This is a genomic window from Arthrobacter sp. NPDC056727, assembly GCF_042790555.1.
Lineage (GTDB): Bacteria > Actinomycetota > Actinomycetes > Actinomycetales > Micrococcaceae > Arthrobacter.
The window spans coordinates 56,238-72,647 of the sequence record NZ_JBHTZA010000002.1 but is presented as its reverse complement, the minus strand read 5'-3'; the positions used below and the strand labels follow the sequence as shown (position 1 = coordinate 72,647).

Here is a 16,410-nt window from a genome sequence, read left to right as displayed (position 1 = left end):
TGCGGACCGGGCTGCGGAATTTACGCGCCCTGCGGCAGGTCCGGAAACGAGCCACGCGGCGTAATGCTCCAGTGGGAACTTTAGTCCTTCGGAGGGACCAGCCCGTTCCAGACTACCTGTTCTGTGAGTAAGGACACTATTCTATGGACCGTAGAAAAACCGCGGGATTACGGGGTTTTTGGGGCCTTGGCGGCCGCCGTTTGGGCGTTTTTGCCCTTCCCGGGGATAAGTTCGTAATGATCGCGGCTGATAAAGAAGCCGACGCCGGCTGAGACGTTGCCGCAAGCCACCCCCGAGCGGTAGGCGGAGCAGCGCAAACCGTTCCTTTCGAGGTTGCCGCCGTCGGGCAGCACCGGCAGCGTGGAGACGGGCCCGCCGGGCGTGCCCTTGGGCCCGTATTCGGCTTCCATCTGTGTGAGCCCGGACCGGCATTCCCCGTACCGGGCACGGTCGGGCGTCAGGAGTGCCGCGCCGCCCAGGTAGCCGAGACCGGTCCCGGAGCAGTCGTCGCTGACGTCCGCGGCCGCCGGAGCGGGATACACCGCGAGCTCGCAGGAGGCCACGGGCACGGTTGCCAGTTTCGCGTTGTCAGGATCGCCGAAGTTGTTGGCTTCGTACGGCAGGTTCAGGTGCGGCCCGCGGGCTGAGGTCAGTGCACACACCACGTTCCGGTCGGCGGTGACGAACGCCAGCACGTCCTCCCCCGCGGCGAACGCGGCGGCGTCAGTGAGCGGCGCCTGTTTCAGCTGCTCGAGGGCCGGCAGCGGCGGCGGCGGGGTGTACGCGGGATCCGCCACGGTCACGGAGCAGCCGGCCACGGCCATTCCGAACACCGCCGCCGCGGACACCAGGGTCAGGGCGGCGGCAACGCGCTCCAGGCGCCGCACCGGCACGCTCAGGCGTCGATCTTGGTCAGCGGCGCGTACCGGAGCAGCAGCCGCTTCTCACCGACGTCGAACTTCACCTTCGCAACGGTCTTGTCCCCGGCGCCCTCGACGGCGAGCACGGTGCCGTTGCCGAAGCTGGTGTGGTTGACCTTGTCCCCCACGCTGACCGCAATGACTTCCTTTTGCGGCTGCACCCGGTTTTTCGCGACGGCGGCAGGGACGTCGGCGTTGAAGCCCGCGGAGGAATCGGCACGGTTGCCGCGGGCCGATCCGGCGCCCCAGAACGATCCGCTGTAGCGGCCCGACCCGATGGAGGCCCCGCTCCCCCAGCCGCCGACCTGCCGGCTGGTGCCCTCACGCTTCCATTCGACAAGTTCGGAAGGAATTTCCTCCAGGAACTGGCTGGCCGGGTTGTATTGGCTCTGCCCCCACATGCTGCGGACCTCGGAACGCGTGACGTAGAGCCGCTTCCGGGCGCGGGTCAGTCCCACATAGGCCAGCCGGCGTTCTTCGGCCAGCTCCTTGGGGTCCGTGGCGGAGCGCTGGTGCGGGAACAGCCCGTGCTCCATGCCGGTGAGGAACACCACGGGGAATTCCAGGCCCTTGGCCGTATGCAGCGTCATGAGCGTGACCACGCCCAGCCGCTTGGCCTCGGCCACCGCGGCATCGATGTCCGCGCCCGGCGCGTCCGGGATCTGGTCGGCATCGGCCACGAGGGAGACCTGTTCCAGGAAGGCCTCGAGGGAGCCTTCGGGGTTCTCCTGCTCGTATTCACGCACGACGGCGACAAGCTCGGCGAGGTTTTCCACCCGCGACTCGTCCTGCGGGTCGGTGCTGGAGCGCAGCGTGGCGAGGTAGCCGGTCTGTTCCAGCACGGCCTCGAGCGCGGCAGCTGCGCCGGAGCCTGCGGCCACCTCGGCGAGGTCGTCCATGAGCTTCACGAAGCCGAGCACCGCATTCACCGAGCGGGTGGCCATGCCGGGCGCCTGGTCCGCGCGGCGGGCAGCAGCGATGAAGGAGATACGTTCCCGCTCGGCCAGGGCCGCCACGGCACCCTCGGCCCGGTCCCCGATGCCGCGCTTGGGTTCGTTGAGGACGCGGCGGAGATTGACGTCGTCGTCCGCATTGACCAGCACGCGCAGGTACGCCAGGGCGTCCTTGATTTCCTTGCGCTCGTAGAACCGGGTGCCGCCCACCACCTTGTACGGCAGGCCCACGCGCACCAGGACGTCCTCAATGGAACGCGACTGCGCGTTGGTGCGGTAGAAGATGGCGACGTCGCCGGGACGGAGGTTGTCCTCGTCCTGGAGGCGGTCGATTTCCTTGGCGATGAACTGGGCTTCGTCGTGCTCATTCTCGCCCACGTAGCCGATGATCTTGTGGCCTTCGCCCTCCGCGGTCCACAGCCTCTTCTCGGGGCGGTTGGGGTTCCGGGAGATGACCGAGTTGGCCGCGCTCAGGATGTTCTGGGTGGAGCGGTAATTCTGCTCCAGCTTGATGGTGTGGGCGTCCGGATAGTCCTTCTCGAACTCCACGATGTTGCGGATGTCCGCGCCGCGGAAGGCGTAGATCGACTGGTCCGAGTCGCCGACGACGGTCAGCTCCGCCGATCCCGGCCCCTCGCCGACGATCTCGCGGACCAGGGCGTACTGTGCGTGGTTGGTGTCCTGGTATTCGTCCACCAGGACGTGCCGGAACCGGCGCCGGTAGGAATCGGCGAGCGCCGGGAAGGCCCGGAACATGTAGACGGTCTCGGCGATCAGGTCATCAAAGTCCATGGCATTGGCCTGGCGCAGGCGCTGTGTGTACCCCTTGAAGACATCCGCCACGGCGCTTTCGAACGGTTCACTGTGGTTGGCAGCGGAGGCGAAGGAATCGGCGTCGATCAGTTCGTTCTTGAGCGCGGAAATCTTGTGCTGGATGGCCTTGGGGGCGAACTTCTTGGGGTCCAGATCCAGGTTCTTGGCCACCAGCGTGATCAGCCGCAGCGAATCGGCGGAGTCATAGATGGAGAAGTTGGATTTCAGGCCGACGTTGGCGGCCTCGCGGCGCAGGATCCGGACGCAGGACGAGTGGAACGTGGAGATCCACATCGCTTTGGCCCGCCCGCCCACGAGGGCCTCGATGCGCTCACGCATCTCCGCGGCGGCCTTGTTGGTGAAGGTGATGGCCAGGATCTCGCCGTGGTGGGCCCGCTTGGTGGCGATCAGGTAGGCGATCCGGTTACTGAGGACACGGGTTTTACCCGAGCCTGCTCCCGCCACGATCAGCAGCGCGCTGCCGGCATGTTTGACCGCTTCTTCCTGCTGCGGGTTCAGGCCCGCCAGCAGCGCCCCGGCGTCAGGGAGCTGGTGCCGGGCGCGCTCGTCTGCCTGGCCAGCCGACTGTCCACCTGCCGCGTGACCTGCGGATTCAGCCGGGCCGCCGCCGAACGCGGGCGTCATCAGCCCGGTTTCAGGGCGCGACTTGGTGATGGCACCGGCGTGGGAACCAGCCTTGAACGGACCGTCAGCGTACGGGTCAAACAACATATCCATGGTGACTACAAGTCTAGGCGGTGGGGCTGACACTCGAATCCGCCCTGTGGATAACCCGGCGCGCCGCGCCGATCCGGCAGGCCGAAAACTTAGTCGACCGAGCCGGACTCGAGGGCGGCACGCAACTGGTGCACCGCCGTCGTACCTCCCGCCATGAACCATTCCAGGCCGTTGACGTGGACGCTGCCGGCCATACCGCCGGCGGCCGTCACGATCGCTTTCCCGGGAAGCCAGTCCCATTCGGGGCAGCTGTGCTGGAACCAGCAGCCAAGCTGCCCGTCGGCGACGCGCCCCAGGTCACAGGAGCCGGACCCGAGCATCCGAAGCGTCGCGGCCGAGGTGGCGGCGGCGTGCCACGGCATGGCGCACATCGGGTCGGCGAGCCAGCGCGGGTGGATGTAGGTGGCGGCGCCGAGGTGGGAGATGTCTGCGGCGTTGCGGTTGGTTCCGTCCTCCCTGAAGGTGGTGACGGGGTCGCCGTTGAGGGTGGTGGCGCGCTGCTTGCCGCCGATCCAGAGCTTGTCCTCCTCGGGCTGGAAAATGGCGCCGAGGAGCACATCGGACTCGTCCTTGAGGGCGATGGCCGAGCACCAGTACGTGGAGCCCTGCAGGAAGTTGTACGTGCCGTCCACCGGATCGATGACCCAGGTCCGTCCGCTGCTGCCGTGCACCGCGGCGCCTTCCTCACCCAGGACGCCGTCGTCGGGGCGGCAGCGCTGCAGCTGCTCAAGGACATACGCTTCGGCCGCATGGTCCGCGGCGGTGACGACGTCGGAGACCGAAGTCTTGCGCTGGCCCTCCAGGCCACCCTGCCGCATAAGCAGTGCCAGCTGCCCGGCCTCGCGGACCAGTTCGGCGGCCAGCTCATAGTCATCGAGCTCGGGGCTCAGGTTGGTGGCGCTGTGTTTGCCCAGTTTGTGTCTGCCCAGTTCCGTCACGGTTCCCACCCTATCGGCGCCGGGCACGCCCTGCACAGCAGAGGTGGTTCGCAGCGGGCGATAATGGACGCATGGCCAAAACACCTGCACAGCGGATCAAGAAGCACGGCGCGAAGGCCGCAGTTCCCCAGCACCACCTGCCGCCGGTGATCAACCCCGGCGCCAACCGCACGCCCGCTAAGGCACAGAACAACGCCAACCTGATTGTCATCGCCGGCGTGGTGGCCAGCCTGTTCCTGTTCTGGTACGTCCACCTGCTCACGCTGAACCAGCTCACCCAGCTCTCCGGCGGGCTGGCCATGCCCGATTCCCTGGTGGGCGGCTTCGACACGAACTACATCGAACAGCTCCGCCGCGCCCTGGACGGGGACGCCCGCGGCCAGCTCAACTACGTCCACAAGACGGCGGGCACCCTGTTTCCGCTGATCTTCGCCTTCACCTGGCTGCTGCTGATCGGCACCAACGTGGCCCGGAAGGGGCTGCGCTGGGCGCTGTGGGCGCTGCCGCTGCTGTTCGTGGTGGTCCGGCTGTGGGGCAACGTGAGCATTGATTCCATGATCGCCGCGGTAAACCTCGACGCCGGCCAGGTCGCCTTGGCATCGGGCCTCACAGTGGCCGGCTGGGTGCTGTTCGTGGCGAGCCTGCTCGCCGGCGGTGCCGCCGTGTTCCTGGGACGCCGGTCCTCGAAGAAGGACTAGGCGCCCCGGGCCGCCTGGGCCCGGGCTGCCAGAACCTTTCGGACCTGCCGTTCCTGCCGGACGCGCTGGGCGATGACGAGGCCGGCGGCTGCGAGGCCGATGGTGATGGGATAGCCCATCAGCCGCTCCAGTGTTCCGGGCTCGGGGACGTCCAACCCGGTGACGGCCGCCGTGACGAGTGCGGCCGCCGACACTCCGCCGGCGGCCAGGACAAACCAGCCCAGCGGCGACTGCCGGAGCCACAGCGAGCCGAGCAGCAGCAGCGCCAGCGAACCGGCGATGAAGTACATCACGGCGCCGGCGTAATGCCAGCCCGACTCCAGGTCCTCCGGGACCAGTCCCACGACAATGGTGCCGGTGCCGGCGGTCCCGGTCAGGATCCGCGCCGCCACCGCCGTGTACCAGGGCACTTCCCCTGAGTGGCTTGCCGCCACCCGGACGCCGGCCCGTGCGGCCACCCGCAGCAGCGCCGAGCTCAGCAGCAGCGCGCCCAGGAGCATTCCCAGGCCCTGCACCACGAAGGACATATTCATCAGCACGTGCAGCGGCGAACAGATGCTGCGGCCGTTGTAGAGGCCGCACGTGACCGCACCCAGGTCGCTGATCAGGCCGGTCCGCCGGCTGTAGGGGTCCGGCCCGGCCCAGGCGCCGATGACCGCGGCCTCCGCCACGAAATACTGAACGACGCTGAGCACTGCCCACGCCCCGATGTACTGCCGGGTGGAGGCTGTGTCTGGCAGGAACGTTGCCCGAAAGGCGGGAACCTGAGCTGCGGCGGCCATGCCAAGAGCGTAGTACGCGCCGTCACCTTGTATGCTTATAGGCGTGCCCGAAGAGGCCGGTCCACAGCGCCGGCCGCGGCGGGCGCCCGCCCTCGTAGCTCAGTGGATAGAGCACGGCTCTCCTAAAGCCGGTGTCGTTGGTTCGATTCCAATCGAGGGCACTTGAATCTGCAGCACCCGTCCGGCCTCCGCGACTATCTGCTGGGCGCAACGCCGGCGGACCCCTCATCCCCCGGCGTTGCCCGGGCAGGGCGGTGGTCCGTGGAACGGACCATGCTGGACCGGGCCGCGGGCACCCGCGGCACCTTTACCGGCGTCGTAATTTTTTCCCCCGACGGCGACGGCGGCCTCCGCTTCCATGAGGAGGGGACCGTGATCTGGCCTGCCGGGGACGGCGAAACCTTTACCGGACCCGCCACCCGCGACTATCTGCTCAGGCCCGCTGACACGCCGGACGCCCTGGACATGCTGTTCCCCGACGGGCGGCCTTTCCACCGGATGAGCTTCGCGCCGGAAGCCAGCCAGGACCGGCACTGGTGCGATCCGGACACCTACCGGGTCACATACGTCCGCTACGGCGACAACGAATTCAGCTATGTCTGGGATGTCACCGGCCCGCGCAAGGACCTGCTGCTGGAATCCGTGCTGCGGAGGCTGCCCGTCACGGCGGCGGCCGCGGACGGGCTAGGCTCGAAGGCGTGAATCCGCGCATCATTGTCTCCGCCGTGTGTGTCTACGATGCCGCGGGACGGCTCCTGACCGTCCGCAAGCGCGGCACGGACAAGTTCATGCATCCCGGCGGCAAGCCCGAGCCCGGCGAGACTGCGGTGCAGGCCGCCGCGCGGGAGCTGCAGGAGGAGGTCGGCATCATTGTCGATCCCCGCGACCTGACCCTCATGGGCGTGTGGCTGGCGGACGCCGCCAACGAGGCAGCCACGGAAATCGAAGCCACCGTGTTCACGGCACCGGGCACCTGGGTGGCCCACCCGTCCGCCGAGATCGCCGAGATCCGGTGGCTGGACCTCGCCGCGGCATGGCCGGGCGACCTGGCGCCGCTGCTCACGGACCACATCCTTCCGGCCCTGGCCGAATCTGACGCCGAAGCGTGAGATCCCGTCGCTTAGCGCCGGGCTAAACGACGAAACCTCACGCCTCGACGGGTCAGCAGCTCAGTACTCCGGGACAGCTTCCTCCGCCACGGCCGCGGCCTCGGCGAACTGGGTCCGGTACAGCTCCGCGTAGCGGCCGTCCGCCGCCAGCAGCTCCGTATGCGTCCCGCGCTCCACGATGTGGCCGTCCTCCACCACCAGGATGGCGTCGGCGGCCCGGATCGTCGAGAGCCGGTGGGCAATCACGACGGCGGTACGGCCTTCCAGCGCCGCGCCCAGTGCCGCCTGCACGGCGGCTTCGTTCGTGGAGTCCAGCGCTGCCGTGGCTTCGTCGAGGATGACCACGCGCGGCTGGGCGATCAGCAGCCGGGCGATGGTGAGCCGCTGCCGTTCCCCGCCGGAGAGCCGGTAGCCGCGCTCCCCCACCACGGTTTCGAGGCCGTCGGGAAGCGAACGGATCATGGCCTCAAGCCGGGCCTGGCGCAGCACCGCCCACATGTCCTCATCGGTGGCCTCGGGGCGGGCCAGCCTGAGGTTGGAGGCGATGGTTTCGTGGAACAGGTGCCCGTCCTGGGTGACCATGCCGAGCGTGGCGCGGATGGAATCGAAGGTCAGCTCGCGCACGTCCAGGCCGGAGGCCGGTCCGTGGCCGCCGAGGCGGACGGCGCCGGAATCGACGTCGTACAGCCGTGACAGCAGTTGGGCCACGGTGGATTTGCCGGCACCGGAGGAGCCCACGAGGGCAACGGTTTGCCCCGGCTCCACCCGGAAGCTGATGCCGTGCAGCACCTCCTCGCCGCCGCGCGTGTCCAGCGTGGACACCTCCTCCAGCGAGGCCAGCGAGACCTTGTCCGCGGAGGGGTAGGCGAAGCGGACGTCGTCGAACTCCACGGCCACGGGACCCGGCGGGACTTCCAGCGCACCGGGCTTTTCCTTAATGAGGGGATCGAGATCCAGGATTTCGAAGACCCGCTCAAAGCTGACCAGGGCGCTCATGATCTCCACGCGGGCGTTGGACAGCGCGGTCAGCGGCGCGTAGAGGCGGGTGAGCAGCAGCGCCAGCACCACGACGTCGCCCGGAGCGAGCTGGCCGCCGATGGCCAGCCAGCCGCCCAGTCCGTAGACCAGGGCGAGGGCCAGCGCGGAGACGAGCGTCAGCGCCGTCACGAAGGTGAACTGCAGCATGGCCGTCCGCACGCCGATGTCGCGGACCCGGCCGGCGCGGAGCGCGAACTCGCGGGACTCCTCGTCGGGCCGTCCGAAGAGCTTAACCAGCGTGGCACCGGGTGCTGAGAACCGCTCGGTCATCTGGGTGCCCATGGCGGCGTTGTGCTCTGCCGCCTCGCGCCGCAGGTCTGCCAGCCGGGAGCCCATCCGCCGGGCCGGGATGAGGAAGATCGGCAGCAGGATCATGGCCAGCACGGTGACCAGCCAGGAGGTGTTCAGCATCACCGCCAGGGTGAGGATGAGGGCCACCACGTTGCTGACCACGCCGGACAGGGTTCCGGCGAACGCGGACTGCGCACCGATGACGTCGTTGTTCAGGCGGCTGACCAGGGCACCGGTGCGGGTGCGCGTGAAGAATGCGATGGGCATCCTCTGGACGTGGTCGAACACCTTGGTGCGGAGGTCCACGATGACGCCCTCGCCGATGGTGGAGGACAGCCAGCGGCTCACCATGCCCAGGGCTGCTTCCGCCACCGCCACGCCGGCGATGAGTGCCGCCAGCCGGATCACCTCGCCGGCGTCCGCGCGCGCCACGATCGTGTTGACCACCTGGCCGGCCAGCACCGGCGTGGCAACCGCCAGGAAGGCCATGGCCACGGAGACGGCCACGAACGCGATCAGCCTTCCCTGGTGCGGACGGGCGAAGCCCATGACGCGCTTCAGGGTCTCCTTGGAGAAGGGCCGGGAGCCGCTCTTGGCCCGGGTGATGTTGTAAAGGGAGCGCCAGGCGACGCCGTCCATGCTCATTTCTTCTGCTCCATCTTGCCTGCCGCCAGTTCGGTGACGACGCCGTTGTCCACGTTCCAGCGCACGTCCAGGCGGACGTTTTCCAGCAGCCGCCGGTCGTGGGTGACCAGCAGCAGGGCGCCGTCATAGCTTTCCAGTGCTTCCTCAAGCTGCTCGATTGCCGGGAGGTCCAGGTGGTTGGTGGGCTCATCCAGGACCAGCAGGTTCACGCCGCGCGCCTGCAGCAGGGCCAGGGCAGCGCGGGTCCGCTCCCCCGGCGACAGCGAGTCGACGGTGCGCAGAGTGTGGTCCGCCTTGAGGCCGAATTTCGCCAGCAGGGTGCGGACCTCGGCGGACGTGTAGTCGGCCAGGACGGATTCGACGGCGTCCGCCAGTTTCAGGTGTCCGGCCAGGAGCCCGCGGGCCTGGTCGATCTCGCCGACTGCCACGGACACACCGCGGGAAGCGGCGCCGGAGTCAGGTTCCTGGGTTCCCAGCAGCAGCCGGAGCAGCGTCGATTTACCCGCGCCGTTGGGCCCGGTGATGCCGATCCGCTCGCCGGCGTTGAGCTGCAGGTTCACCGGCCCCAGCGTGAACCCGCCCCGCCGGACCACGGCGTCGCGCAGCGTCGCCACCACAGAGCTGGACCGGGGCGCCTGGCCAATGCTGAACTGCAGCTGCCATTCCTTGCGCGGTTCTTCCACCACGTCCAGGCGGGCGATGCGCGATTCCATCTGCCGGACCTTCTGCGCCTGCTTCTCCGATGACTCGGTGCTGGCGGCACGGCGGATCTTGTCGTTGTCAGGGCTTTTCCGCATGGCGTTCCGGACACCCTGCGAGCTCCATTCCCGCTGGGTGCGGGCGCGGGAGACGAGGTCCGCCTTGGTGGCGGCGAATTCCTCGTACCGTTCACGGGCGTGCCGGCGGGCGACGGCGCGTTCCTCCAGGAAGGACTCGTAGCCGCCGTCGTATACGGCCACTGAGTTCTGGGCGAGGTCCAGTTCCACGATGGAGGTCACGCAGCGGGCGAGGAATTCGCGGTCGTGGGAGACCAGCACCACGCCGCCGCGCAGGCCCTGCACGAAGGCTTCCAGCTTGGCCAGGCCGTCCAGGTCAAGGTCGTTTGTGGGCTCGTCCAGGAGCACGACGTCGAAACGGCTCAGCAGCAGGGCGGCGAGCGCCACCCGTGCGGCCTGGCCGCCGGAGAGCCCGGTCATTTCTGCGTCGGGGCCGACCTCCAGGCCCAGGTCCGCGAGGACGGGCGCTATGCGCTCGTCCAGGTCCGCGGCGCCGGAGGCCATCCAGCGGTCAAAGGCTATCGAGTAGGCATCGTCGGCGCCGGGCGCCCCCGAGCCCAGGGCTTCGGCGGTGGATTCCATTTCAGCGGTGGCTTTCGCGCAGCCGGTGCGGCGCGCGACGTACGCGGCGACCGTCTCGCCGGAAATCCGTTCGTGTTCCTGCGGAAGCCAGCCCACAAAGGCGTCGGCCGGGGCGAGGCTGACGGTGCCGTCCTGTGCCTGGTCCACCCCGGCGAGGAGCCGCAGCAGCGTGGACTTTCCTGCACCGTTGGCGCCGACCACGCCAACAACGTCCCCGGGAGCCACCGTGAGGGACAGCCCGGAGAAGAGGGTGCGGTGATCATGACCGCCCGAAAGGTCCTTCGCAACAAGGGTTGCAGTCATCAATCCATCCTCTCACCGCTGCCCGTTTTCGCCCGAAAATTCAGGCGGGCATGAAAGAACCCGCTGGTCCGGACTTGGGGGGTGTACGGACCAGCGGGTTCGACCACTTAGCATAGTTGAAGCGGCGCGCTACGTAAAATCGAGGCCGGCGGGCCGCCCCTTCGCACCGCCCCGCCCGCCAGCAGAGAGCGTTCCATGCCCCTACCCGCCAAGGCCTTCCAGCGCTGGCTGCACGGCGTCGCGCCGGACGCCAGCGTTGCTGATGTGGCCAGGGCTTCTGGGGTCAAGCGCACCACCCTGGCCCAGCAGCTGGTCCGCGGCAAGGTGGCTGAGGCAACAGTGGTGGGGATCAGCCGGGCCTACAACATCAATCCGGTGTCAGCGCTGGGCTTCTTCGAGCCCTACCGGGACCTGGAACAACCGCCGATCCCGCCGACGCTGCAGGAACTGGTCAGCCAGATTGCCACCGCCGACCTGCTGCACGCCATTATTGCGCGCACCGAGGAGGACGCCGGAGCCGGTGCCGCGGGCAAGGGCAAAGGCACAGGACCGCCCGAGCTCAGCCCGCCGCCGCACGCCACCTCAGTGAAGAACTGGGTGGACGCCATCGACGACGGCGAACTCCGCCACCGCGTCTCAGCCGCCACCGGCGTCGCTCCCCAAAACTACTCAGCACAGCTGAGCGCCAACCGGCTCGCCCCGGAACTGGCCGTCGCCACCTCCCGCGCCGCCGGCGTCGGACTGGCAGGCGGACTCGTGGCCGCCGGGCTGGTCACCGAAGCCGAAGCCGGCTGGCCACCGGACGCCCGGAAAGCAGCCCTGGACAGCCTGACCGACGGCCAACTGGCCACCCTGGCCGGCGACCGCCTCCAGGCACTCGGCAAGACCCTGCGGCGGCAGGAACACGACCAACGACAAACCGAACAGATCTGGGAGAACCTCGGATGATTGAAATCCTGCAGTGGACCACCCTGGTGGCGGCCGGGGCTGCGACGCTAAGCCGGATCCCGAACCTGGTCCGCCGGAAGAACCGGTCAATCTTCTACGCTTTGGCGCTCCTGACGCTGGCCATCCTGCTAAGCATCCGCGGTCCCTACCTGGCGATCGATGCCGTGCTTGGCGGCACCAACCTTGCGAACCTCCTGCTGCGGTTCATCATCTTCGGAGCCATCTTTTTCCTTGCCCTTCGGATTGCGGCCGGATTTGGCGACAGCCGCGGAATCCAGCTGATCAGGGGAAGCATCGGCACGTCTGTGCTGGCCTTGATTTCCGTCGTAATGCTGGTGTGCTTTGCCTTCATGGACACCGCAGGTTCGGCCGTGGGGATGAGCGGGCTCGAAGCCAGGAGCGGGCAAAATGCGGTGCTGCTCGAGTACTACGCCGCCGCCGGCCGCGCCTACCCGGCCTACGTGTGCCTGGCGATCCTGCCGGGGATGCTGCGGGCCGTCAGGAGCTCGCTGCCCGCCCTGCTCCGGGTAAGCGCGGCGCTGCTGGCGCTGGGCAGCATCGCGATCCCCCTTTCGTTGCTTTTCCCGGTCATCCCGTCGGCGCTTGGGTTCCTGCGATTCGTCATCAACTACACGGCCATCCTTTGCTTCGTCGGCGGCCTGGCACTCATCTGGGTGGCCTCCGGCCGGGCCGGCCGGAAGGGCGGACCGCTGTCCCCCGGGCGCCGGTAATACCGGACGCCGCTACTATGAGTCAAACAATCGTTCAGCAGAGAGCGTTTCATGCCCCTCCCCGCCAAAGCATTCCAGCGCTGGCTTAGTGGCGTGGCACCGGATACCAGCACAGCCGATATTTGCAGGGTCTCCGGGGTCAAACGCACCACCCTCGCCCAGCAACTGGTCCGGGGCAAGGTCGCCGAGACTACAGTCGTGAGCATCAGCCGGGCCTACAACGTCAATCCGGTTGCTGCACTGGCCACTTTTGAGCCCTACAGCGACCTTGCGGGCTCCAGCACCTTCCCCACCGACAAGGAACTGGTAAGCCAAATCGCCACCGTCGACCTGCTGCGGGCAGTCATTGGCCGCACCGCACCCGAAGGCCCCGCCGGCGGCCCGGAGCTCAGCCCGCCGCCGCACGCCACCTCCGTGAAGAACTGGGTGGACGCTATCGACGACGGCGAACTCCGCCACCGCGTCTCCGCCGCCACCGGCGTCGCCCCCCAGAACTACTCAGCACAGCTGAGCGCCAACCGGCTCGCCCCGGAACTGGCCGTCGCCACCTCCCGCGCCGCCGGCGTCGGACTGGCAGGCGGACTGGTGGCCACCGGCCTGGTGACCGAAACCGAAGCCGGCTGGCCGCCCGGAGCACGGCAGGCGGCGCTGGACAGGCTCAGCGACGGCGACCTGGCAGCCCTCGCCGGGGAACGCCTGCAGGCACTCGGCAAAACCCTGCGGCGCCAGGAGCAGGACCAGGAACAGACGGAAAGAATCTGGGAGAACCTGGTTTGAGCGAGATTCTCCCCTGGATAACGCTGGTGGTGTGCGCGGGTGCCGCGCTGGCCAGGATCCCGAGCACCCTGCGCGGCGTCAACCCCGCCCTGTTCTACATTTTCCTGTTGGCGACGGCCGCGGCCGTCCTGAGCATCGGGCAGTTCTATGTGGCCATGGACGGCGCCCTCGGCGGCATCAACATTGCCCACGTCCTGCTGCGCCTGGTTGTCTTCGCCACCATCTACCTCATTGCGGTCCGGGTCACGAAGGGGTTCGGCGCCCCCGACGCCCACCGCATGATCGCCGGGCGCCCCGGGATGGTGATGCTTGCGGTTTTCTCGGTGGCCCTGGTGGCCATCTTCCTTCTGATGGAGCCTTCCGCCTCATCGGTCCGCTTTAGGGACGCCGGCGCCGCCAGCGCCCGGAACGCCGCCCTGCAGCCGTTTTACTGGGCCGCGGCAAGGGGCTACCTGGCGTACGTTTCCCTTGCACTGCTGCCTGCACTGCTCCGCAGCGTCAGGGAACACCTGCCCAGGCTGGTCAGGACCGGGGCGGCTCTGATGGCGGCCGGTGCCGTGGCAACCGTTGCCGGACTCTGCCTTGAGTTCGCGCCTCCGCAGCTCCTCCCGGTGGCGCCGGCAGTGAACAACGGCGCGGTGGTTTTCTACACCTCCGGCCTGGTCATGGTGTGGCTGGCGCGCGTCAACGCCGGGAAACGCAGGAGTCACGGGACGTCATCTACCGGAGGGTAGCCAACCGGGATTCACAAAATCATTAGACCGTGAGAGAATCATGAATGTGTGAAAGCAGTTGCTGCCTGGCTTACCAGCTGTGGCGCCTGCCGGATCGCACATTGGGGGGATGAGTGGTGGCGGCCGTTGGGGACCGCCCCCACTCAGCCTTTTTAAGGCCTCTTTGGCGGCACGCCGAAGCCTGCAGGATGGCGAACTTACAGCCCCCGTATGATGGCGAAATAAAGGTCTTTGCCAACGCGTTGCACGCACTGGCACCGCAGGCGGCCCCGGCCGCCGCGTTACCTGCCAATGCCGCCTGAAGAAGAAGGTACCCGCCATGAACCGTCTCCATTCCCGACGCTCCGCCCTTGCAGCGACTCTTGCCGGACTGGCACTGGCTCTGACGGCCTGCGGCGGCGGGTCCGGAGGCGGAGGTTCCTCGACTCCCGCCGCCGGCGGCTCGGACACGTCGCTCAGCGATGTGAAGTCCAAGGGCGAGATCGTCATCGCCACCGAGGGCACCTACAAGCCGTTCAGCTTCCATGCGGAAGGAGCCGGCGACCTCACGGGCTACGACGTGGAGATCGCCCGGGCGGTAGCGGAGAAGCTGGGTGTGAAGGCCAACTTCCAGGAGACCCAGTTCGACGGCATTTTCGCGGGCCTCGACGCCAAGCGCTTCGACACCATCGCCAACCAGATCTCCATCAATGCCGAACGCAAGGCCAAGTACGACTTCTCCAAGCCCTACACCGTCTCAACGGGCGTTATCGTGACGAAGGCCGACAACAGCAGTATTACCAGCTTTGAGAGCCTCAAGGGCAAGACCGCTGCCCAGTCGCTCACCAGCAACTTCTACAAGCTGGCCGTGGACGCGGGCGCCAATGTGCAGTCCGTGGAGGGCTGGGCCCAGGGCGTGACGCTGGTCCGGCAGGGACGCGTGGACGCCATCGTCAATGACAAGCTCACCTACCTCGACTACGCCAAGACGAATCCCGACGCCGGGCTGAAGATCGCCGCCGAAACCACTGAGAAGTCCCAGAGCGCCTTCGTGTTCCGCAAGGGCTCCACGGAACTCACCGCCGCCGTGGACAAGGCGCTGGACGACCTCCGCGCTGACGGCACGCTGGCCAAGATCTCGGAGAAGTACTTCGGCACGGACGTCACCAAGTAGATGCCATTGAACTGGGATCTCATCTGGAGCTCCTTCGGCCCTATTGTCACGGGCGCGGTCACCGGCACAATCCCGCTGACGCTGGCCTCGTTCGTCATTGGCCTCGCGCTGGCCCTGCTGGTGGCGCTCATGCGGCTGAGCCGGAACGTGGTGGTGTCCGGCGTGGCGCGGTTCTACGTTTCCGTGATCCGCGGCACGCCGCTGCTGGTGCAGTTGTTTGTGATCTTCTACGGCCTGCCGAGCCTCGGCGTAAAGCTCGATCCGTGGCCCAGCGCCATCATCGCTTTCTCGCTCAATGTGGGCGGCTACGCCGCGGAGGTCATCCGGGCCGCCATCCTGTCGGTGCCCAAGGGCCAGTGGGAGGCCGGCCACACCATCGGCATGTCCCGGGGCCAGTCGCTGCGCCGCATCATCCTGCCGCAGGCCGCGAGGGTCTCCGTGCCGCCGCTGTCCAACACCTTCATTTCGCTGGTCAAGGACACTTCCCTGGCCTCGCTGATCCTGGTCACGGAGCTCTTCCGCAACGCCCAGCAGATCGCGGCCTTCAGCCAGGAGTTCATGGTGCTGTACCTCGAGGCGGCCCTGGTCTACTGGGTGATCTGCCTGGCGCTCTCCTCCGGGCAGTCCGTCCTTGAAAGGAGACTGGACCGCTATGTCGCCCACTGACGAAACCCGGGGACCCGTTCCCTCCGGCGCCGCACCACAGGCCAGGCCCGTGCTGTCCGTCCGCAACCTCGCGAAGGCGTTCGGCAGCAACGTGGTGCTGCGCGACATCGACCTCGACGTGCGCCGGGGCAACGTGGTGGCCCTGATCGGGCCGTCCGGTTCGGGCAAGACCACCGTGCTGCGCTCACTGAACGGCCTGGAAACGCCCGACGCCGGGACGGTCACCTTTACGGGGCCGGGTACCTCCCTCGCCCTCGATTTTTCCGCCAAGGTCTCCAAGAAGGAGATCTCGGATCTGCGGGACCGCAGCGCCATGGTGTTCCAGCACTACAACCTGTTCCCGCACATGACGGTCCTGCAAAACGTCATTGAGGGTCCTGTCCAGGTCCAGAAGCGCAAGCGGGCCGAGGCCGTGGCCGACGCCGAAAAGCTCCTCGCCAGGGTGGGGCTGGCGGACAAGCGCGACGCGTATCCATTCGAGCTCTCCGGCGGCCAGCAGCAGCGCGTGGGCATTGTGCGTGCCCTTGCCCTGAAGCCCCAGCTGCTGCTGTTCGACGAGCCCACCTCCGCGCTGGACCCGGAGCTCGTGGGCGACGTCCTGGGCGTCATCCAGGAACTAGCCGACGAGGGGTGGACCATGGTCATCGTTACCCACGAGCTGGCCTTCGCCCGCCAGGTGGCGGACGAGGTCATTTTCATGGACGGCGGCCTGGTGGTGGAGCGCGGACCGGCCGCCGAGGTCCTCCGCGCGCCGCGGCAGGAGCGGACCCGGCAATTCGTCCGGCGCCTGCTGCACGAATTCTGACCGCCTTCCA

The 16,410-nt window shown here is 67.9% G+C and carries 16 protein-coding genes and 1 tRNA gene; 11 read left to right on the top strand and 6 right to left on the bottom strand.

Annotated features, from left to right (window positions below):
- Window positions 1-167 precede the first annotated feature (167 nt).
- The 3 genes from ACFRAH_RS02140 to ACFRAH_RS02130 all read right to left on the bottom strand — a co-directional run bounded on the left by ACFRAH_RS02140 (window position 168) and on the right by ACFRAH_RS02130 (window position 4,362).
- Entirely contained in the window at window positions 168-893 is a 726-nt protein-coding gene (locus ACFRAH_RS02140; protein WP_377989266.1) for a hypothetical protein, read from the bottom strand.
- Window positions 894-895: 2 nt separating this feature from the next.
- Complete coding sequence (gene pcrA, locus ACFRAH_RS02135; protein ID WP_377989506.1) at window positions 896-3,418, bottom strand: DNA helicase PcrA; 2,523 nt, start codon at window positions 3,416-3,418, stop codon at window positions 896-898.
- A 95-nt stretch (window positions 3,419-3,513) separates the two neighbouring features.
- Window positions 3,514-4,362 (bottom strand): inositol monophosphatase family protein, encoded by an 849-nt coding sequence (locus ACFRAH_RS02130; protein ID WP_377989265.1) that lies wholly within the window; start codon window positions 4,360-4,362, stop codon window positions 3,514-3,516.
- A gap of 71 nt (window positions 4,363-4,433) precedes the next feature.
- Here ACFRAH_RS02130 and ACFRAH_RS02125 point away from each other — a divergent pair, with 71 nt between their 5' ends.
- A complete protein-coding gene (locus ACFRAH_RS02125) occupies window positions 4,434-5,060 on the top strand; it encodes a hypothetical protein (protein ID WP_377989264.1) in 627 nt (208 codons plus the stop codon).
- Here ACFRAH_RS02125 and ACFRAH_RS02120 read toward each other — a convergent pair.
- On the bottom strand, window positions 5,057-5,842 hold the full coding sequence (locus ACFRAH_RS02120; RefSeq protein WP_377989263.1) for a hypothetical protein: 786 nt from the start codon (window positions 5,840-5,842) through the stop codon (window positions 5,057-5,059). The two genes, ACFRAH_RS02125 and ACFRAH_RS02120, sit on opposite strands and share 4 nt — an antisense overlap.
- Before the next feature lie 88 nt (window positions 5,843-5,930).
- On the opposite strand from ACFRAH_RS02120, the gene ACFRAH_RS02115 reads away from it, so the two are divergent.
- From ACFRAH_RS02115 to ACFRAH_RS02105, 3 genes are all read left to right on the top strand, one after another.
- Window positions 5,931-6,003, top strand: a tRNA-Arg gene (locus ACFRAH_RS02115).
- A 1-nt stretch (window position 6,004) separates the two neighbouring features.
- The gene (locus tag ACFRAH_RS02110; protein WP_377989262.1) at window positions 6,005-6,544 is read left to right on the top strand and encodes a DUF6314 family protein; all 540 of its coding nucleotides are present in this window, start codon (window positions 6,005-6,007) and stop codon (window positions 6,542-6,544) included.
- Window positions 6,541-6,951: an NUDIX domain-containing protein gene (locus tag ACFRAH_RS02105; RefSeq protein WP_377989261.1), complete on the top strand. Its 411-nt coding sequence runs from the start codon at window positions 6,541-6,543 to the stop codon at window positions 6,949-6,951. The genes ACFRAH_RS02110 and ACFRAH_RS02105 overlap by 4 nt, the downstream gene beginning before the upstream one ends.
- 60 nt (window positions 6,952-7,011) lie before the next feature.
- Here ACFRAH_RS02105 and ACFRAH_RS02100 read toward each other — a convergent pair whose 3' ends face one another.
- A complete protein-coding gene (locus tag ACFRAH_RS02100; protein ID WP_377989260.1) occupies window positions 7,012-8,925 on the bottom strand; it encodes an ABC transporter ATP-binding protein in 1,914 nt (637 codons plus the stop codon).
- A complete protein-coding gene (locus ACFRAH_RS02095; RefSeq protein ID WP_377989259.1) occupies window positions 8,922-10,586 on the bottom strand; it encodes an ABC-F family ATP-binding cassette domain-containing protein in 1,665 nt (554 codons plus the stop codon). The genes ACFRAH_RS02100 and ACFRAH_RS02095 overlap by 4 nt, the downstream gene beginning before the upstream one ends.
- Window positions 10,587-10,781: 195 nt before the next feature.
- Between ACFRAH_RS02095 and ACFRAH_RS02090 the strand changes: the two genes are divergently transcribed.
- The 7 genes from ACFRAH_RS02090 to ACFRAH_RS02060 all read left to right on the top strand — a co-directional run bounded on the left by ACFRAH_RS02090 (window position 10,782) and on the right by ACFRAH_RS02060 (window position 16,400).
- A complete protein-coding gene (locus ACFRAH_RS02090; protein ID WP_377989258.1) occupies window positions 10,782-11,534 on the top strand; it encodes a hypothetical protein in 753 nt (250 codons plus the stop codon).
- A complete protein-coding gene (locus ACFRAH_RS02085; RefSeq protein ID WP_377989257.1) occupies window positions 11,531-12,265 on the top strand; it encodes a hypothetical protein in 735 nt (244 codons plus the stop codon). Before ACFRAH_RS02090 ends, ACFRAH_RS02085 begins: the two co-directional genes overlap by 4 nt.
- Before the next feature lie 51 nt (window positions 12,266-12,316).
- On the top strand, window positions 12,317-13,042 hold the full coding sequence (locus tag ACFRAH_RS02080; RefSeq protein ID WP_377989256.1) for a hypothetical protein: 726 nt from the start codon (window positions 12,317-12,319) through the stop codon (window positions 13,040-13,042).
- Window positions 13,039-13,776 (top strand): hypothetical protein, encoded by a 738-nt coding sequence (locus tag ACFRAH_RS02075; protein ID WP_377989255.1) that lies wholly within the window; start codon window positions 13,039-13,041, stop codon window positions 13,774-13,776. The genes ACFRAH_RS02080 and ACFRAH_RS02075 overlap by 4 nt, the downstream gene beginning before the upstream one ends.
- A 319-nt stretch (window positions 13,777-14,095) precedes the next feature.
- Window positions 14,096-14,929, top strand: coding sequence for an amino acid ABC transporter substrate-binding protein (locus ACFRAH_RS02070; RefSeq protein ID WP_377989254.1), 834 nt, complete (start codon window positions 14,096-14,098; stop codon window positions 14,927-14,929).
- Window positions 14,930-15,595 carry an amino acid ABC transporter permease gene (locus tag ACFRAH_RS02065; RefSeq protein ID WP_377989253.1) on the top strand — a complete coding sequence of 222 codons (666 nt, stop codon included), beginning with the start codon at window positions 14,930-14,932 and terminating at the stop codon, window positions 15,593-15,595. It begins immediately after the preceding gene.
- The gene (locus tag ACFRAH_RS02060) at window positions 15,582-16,400 is read left to right on the top strand and encodes an amino acid ABC transporter ATP-binding protein (protein WP_377950300.1); all 819 of its coding nucleotides are present in this window, start codon (window positions 15,582-15,584) and stop codon (window positions 16,398-16,400) included. The genes ACFRAH_RS02065 and ACFRAH_RS02060 overlap by 14 nt, the downstream gene beginning before the upstream one ends.
- The last annotated feature ends 10 nt before the right edge of the window (window positions 16,401-16,410 follow it).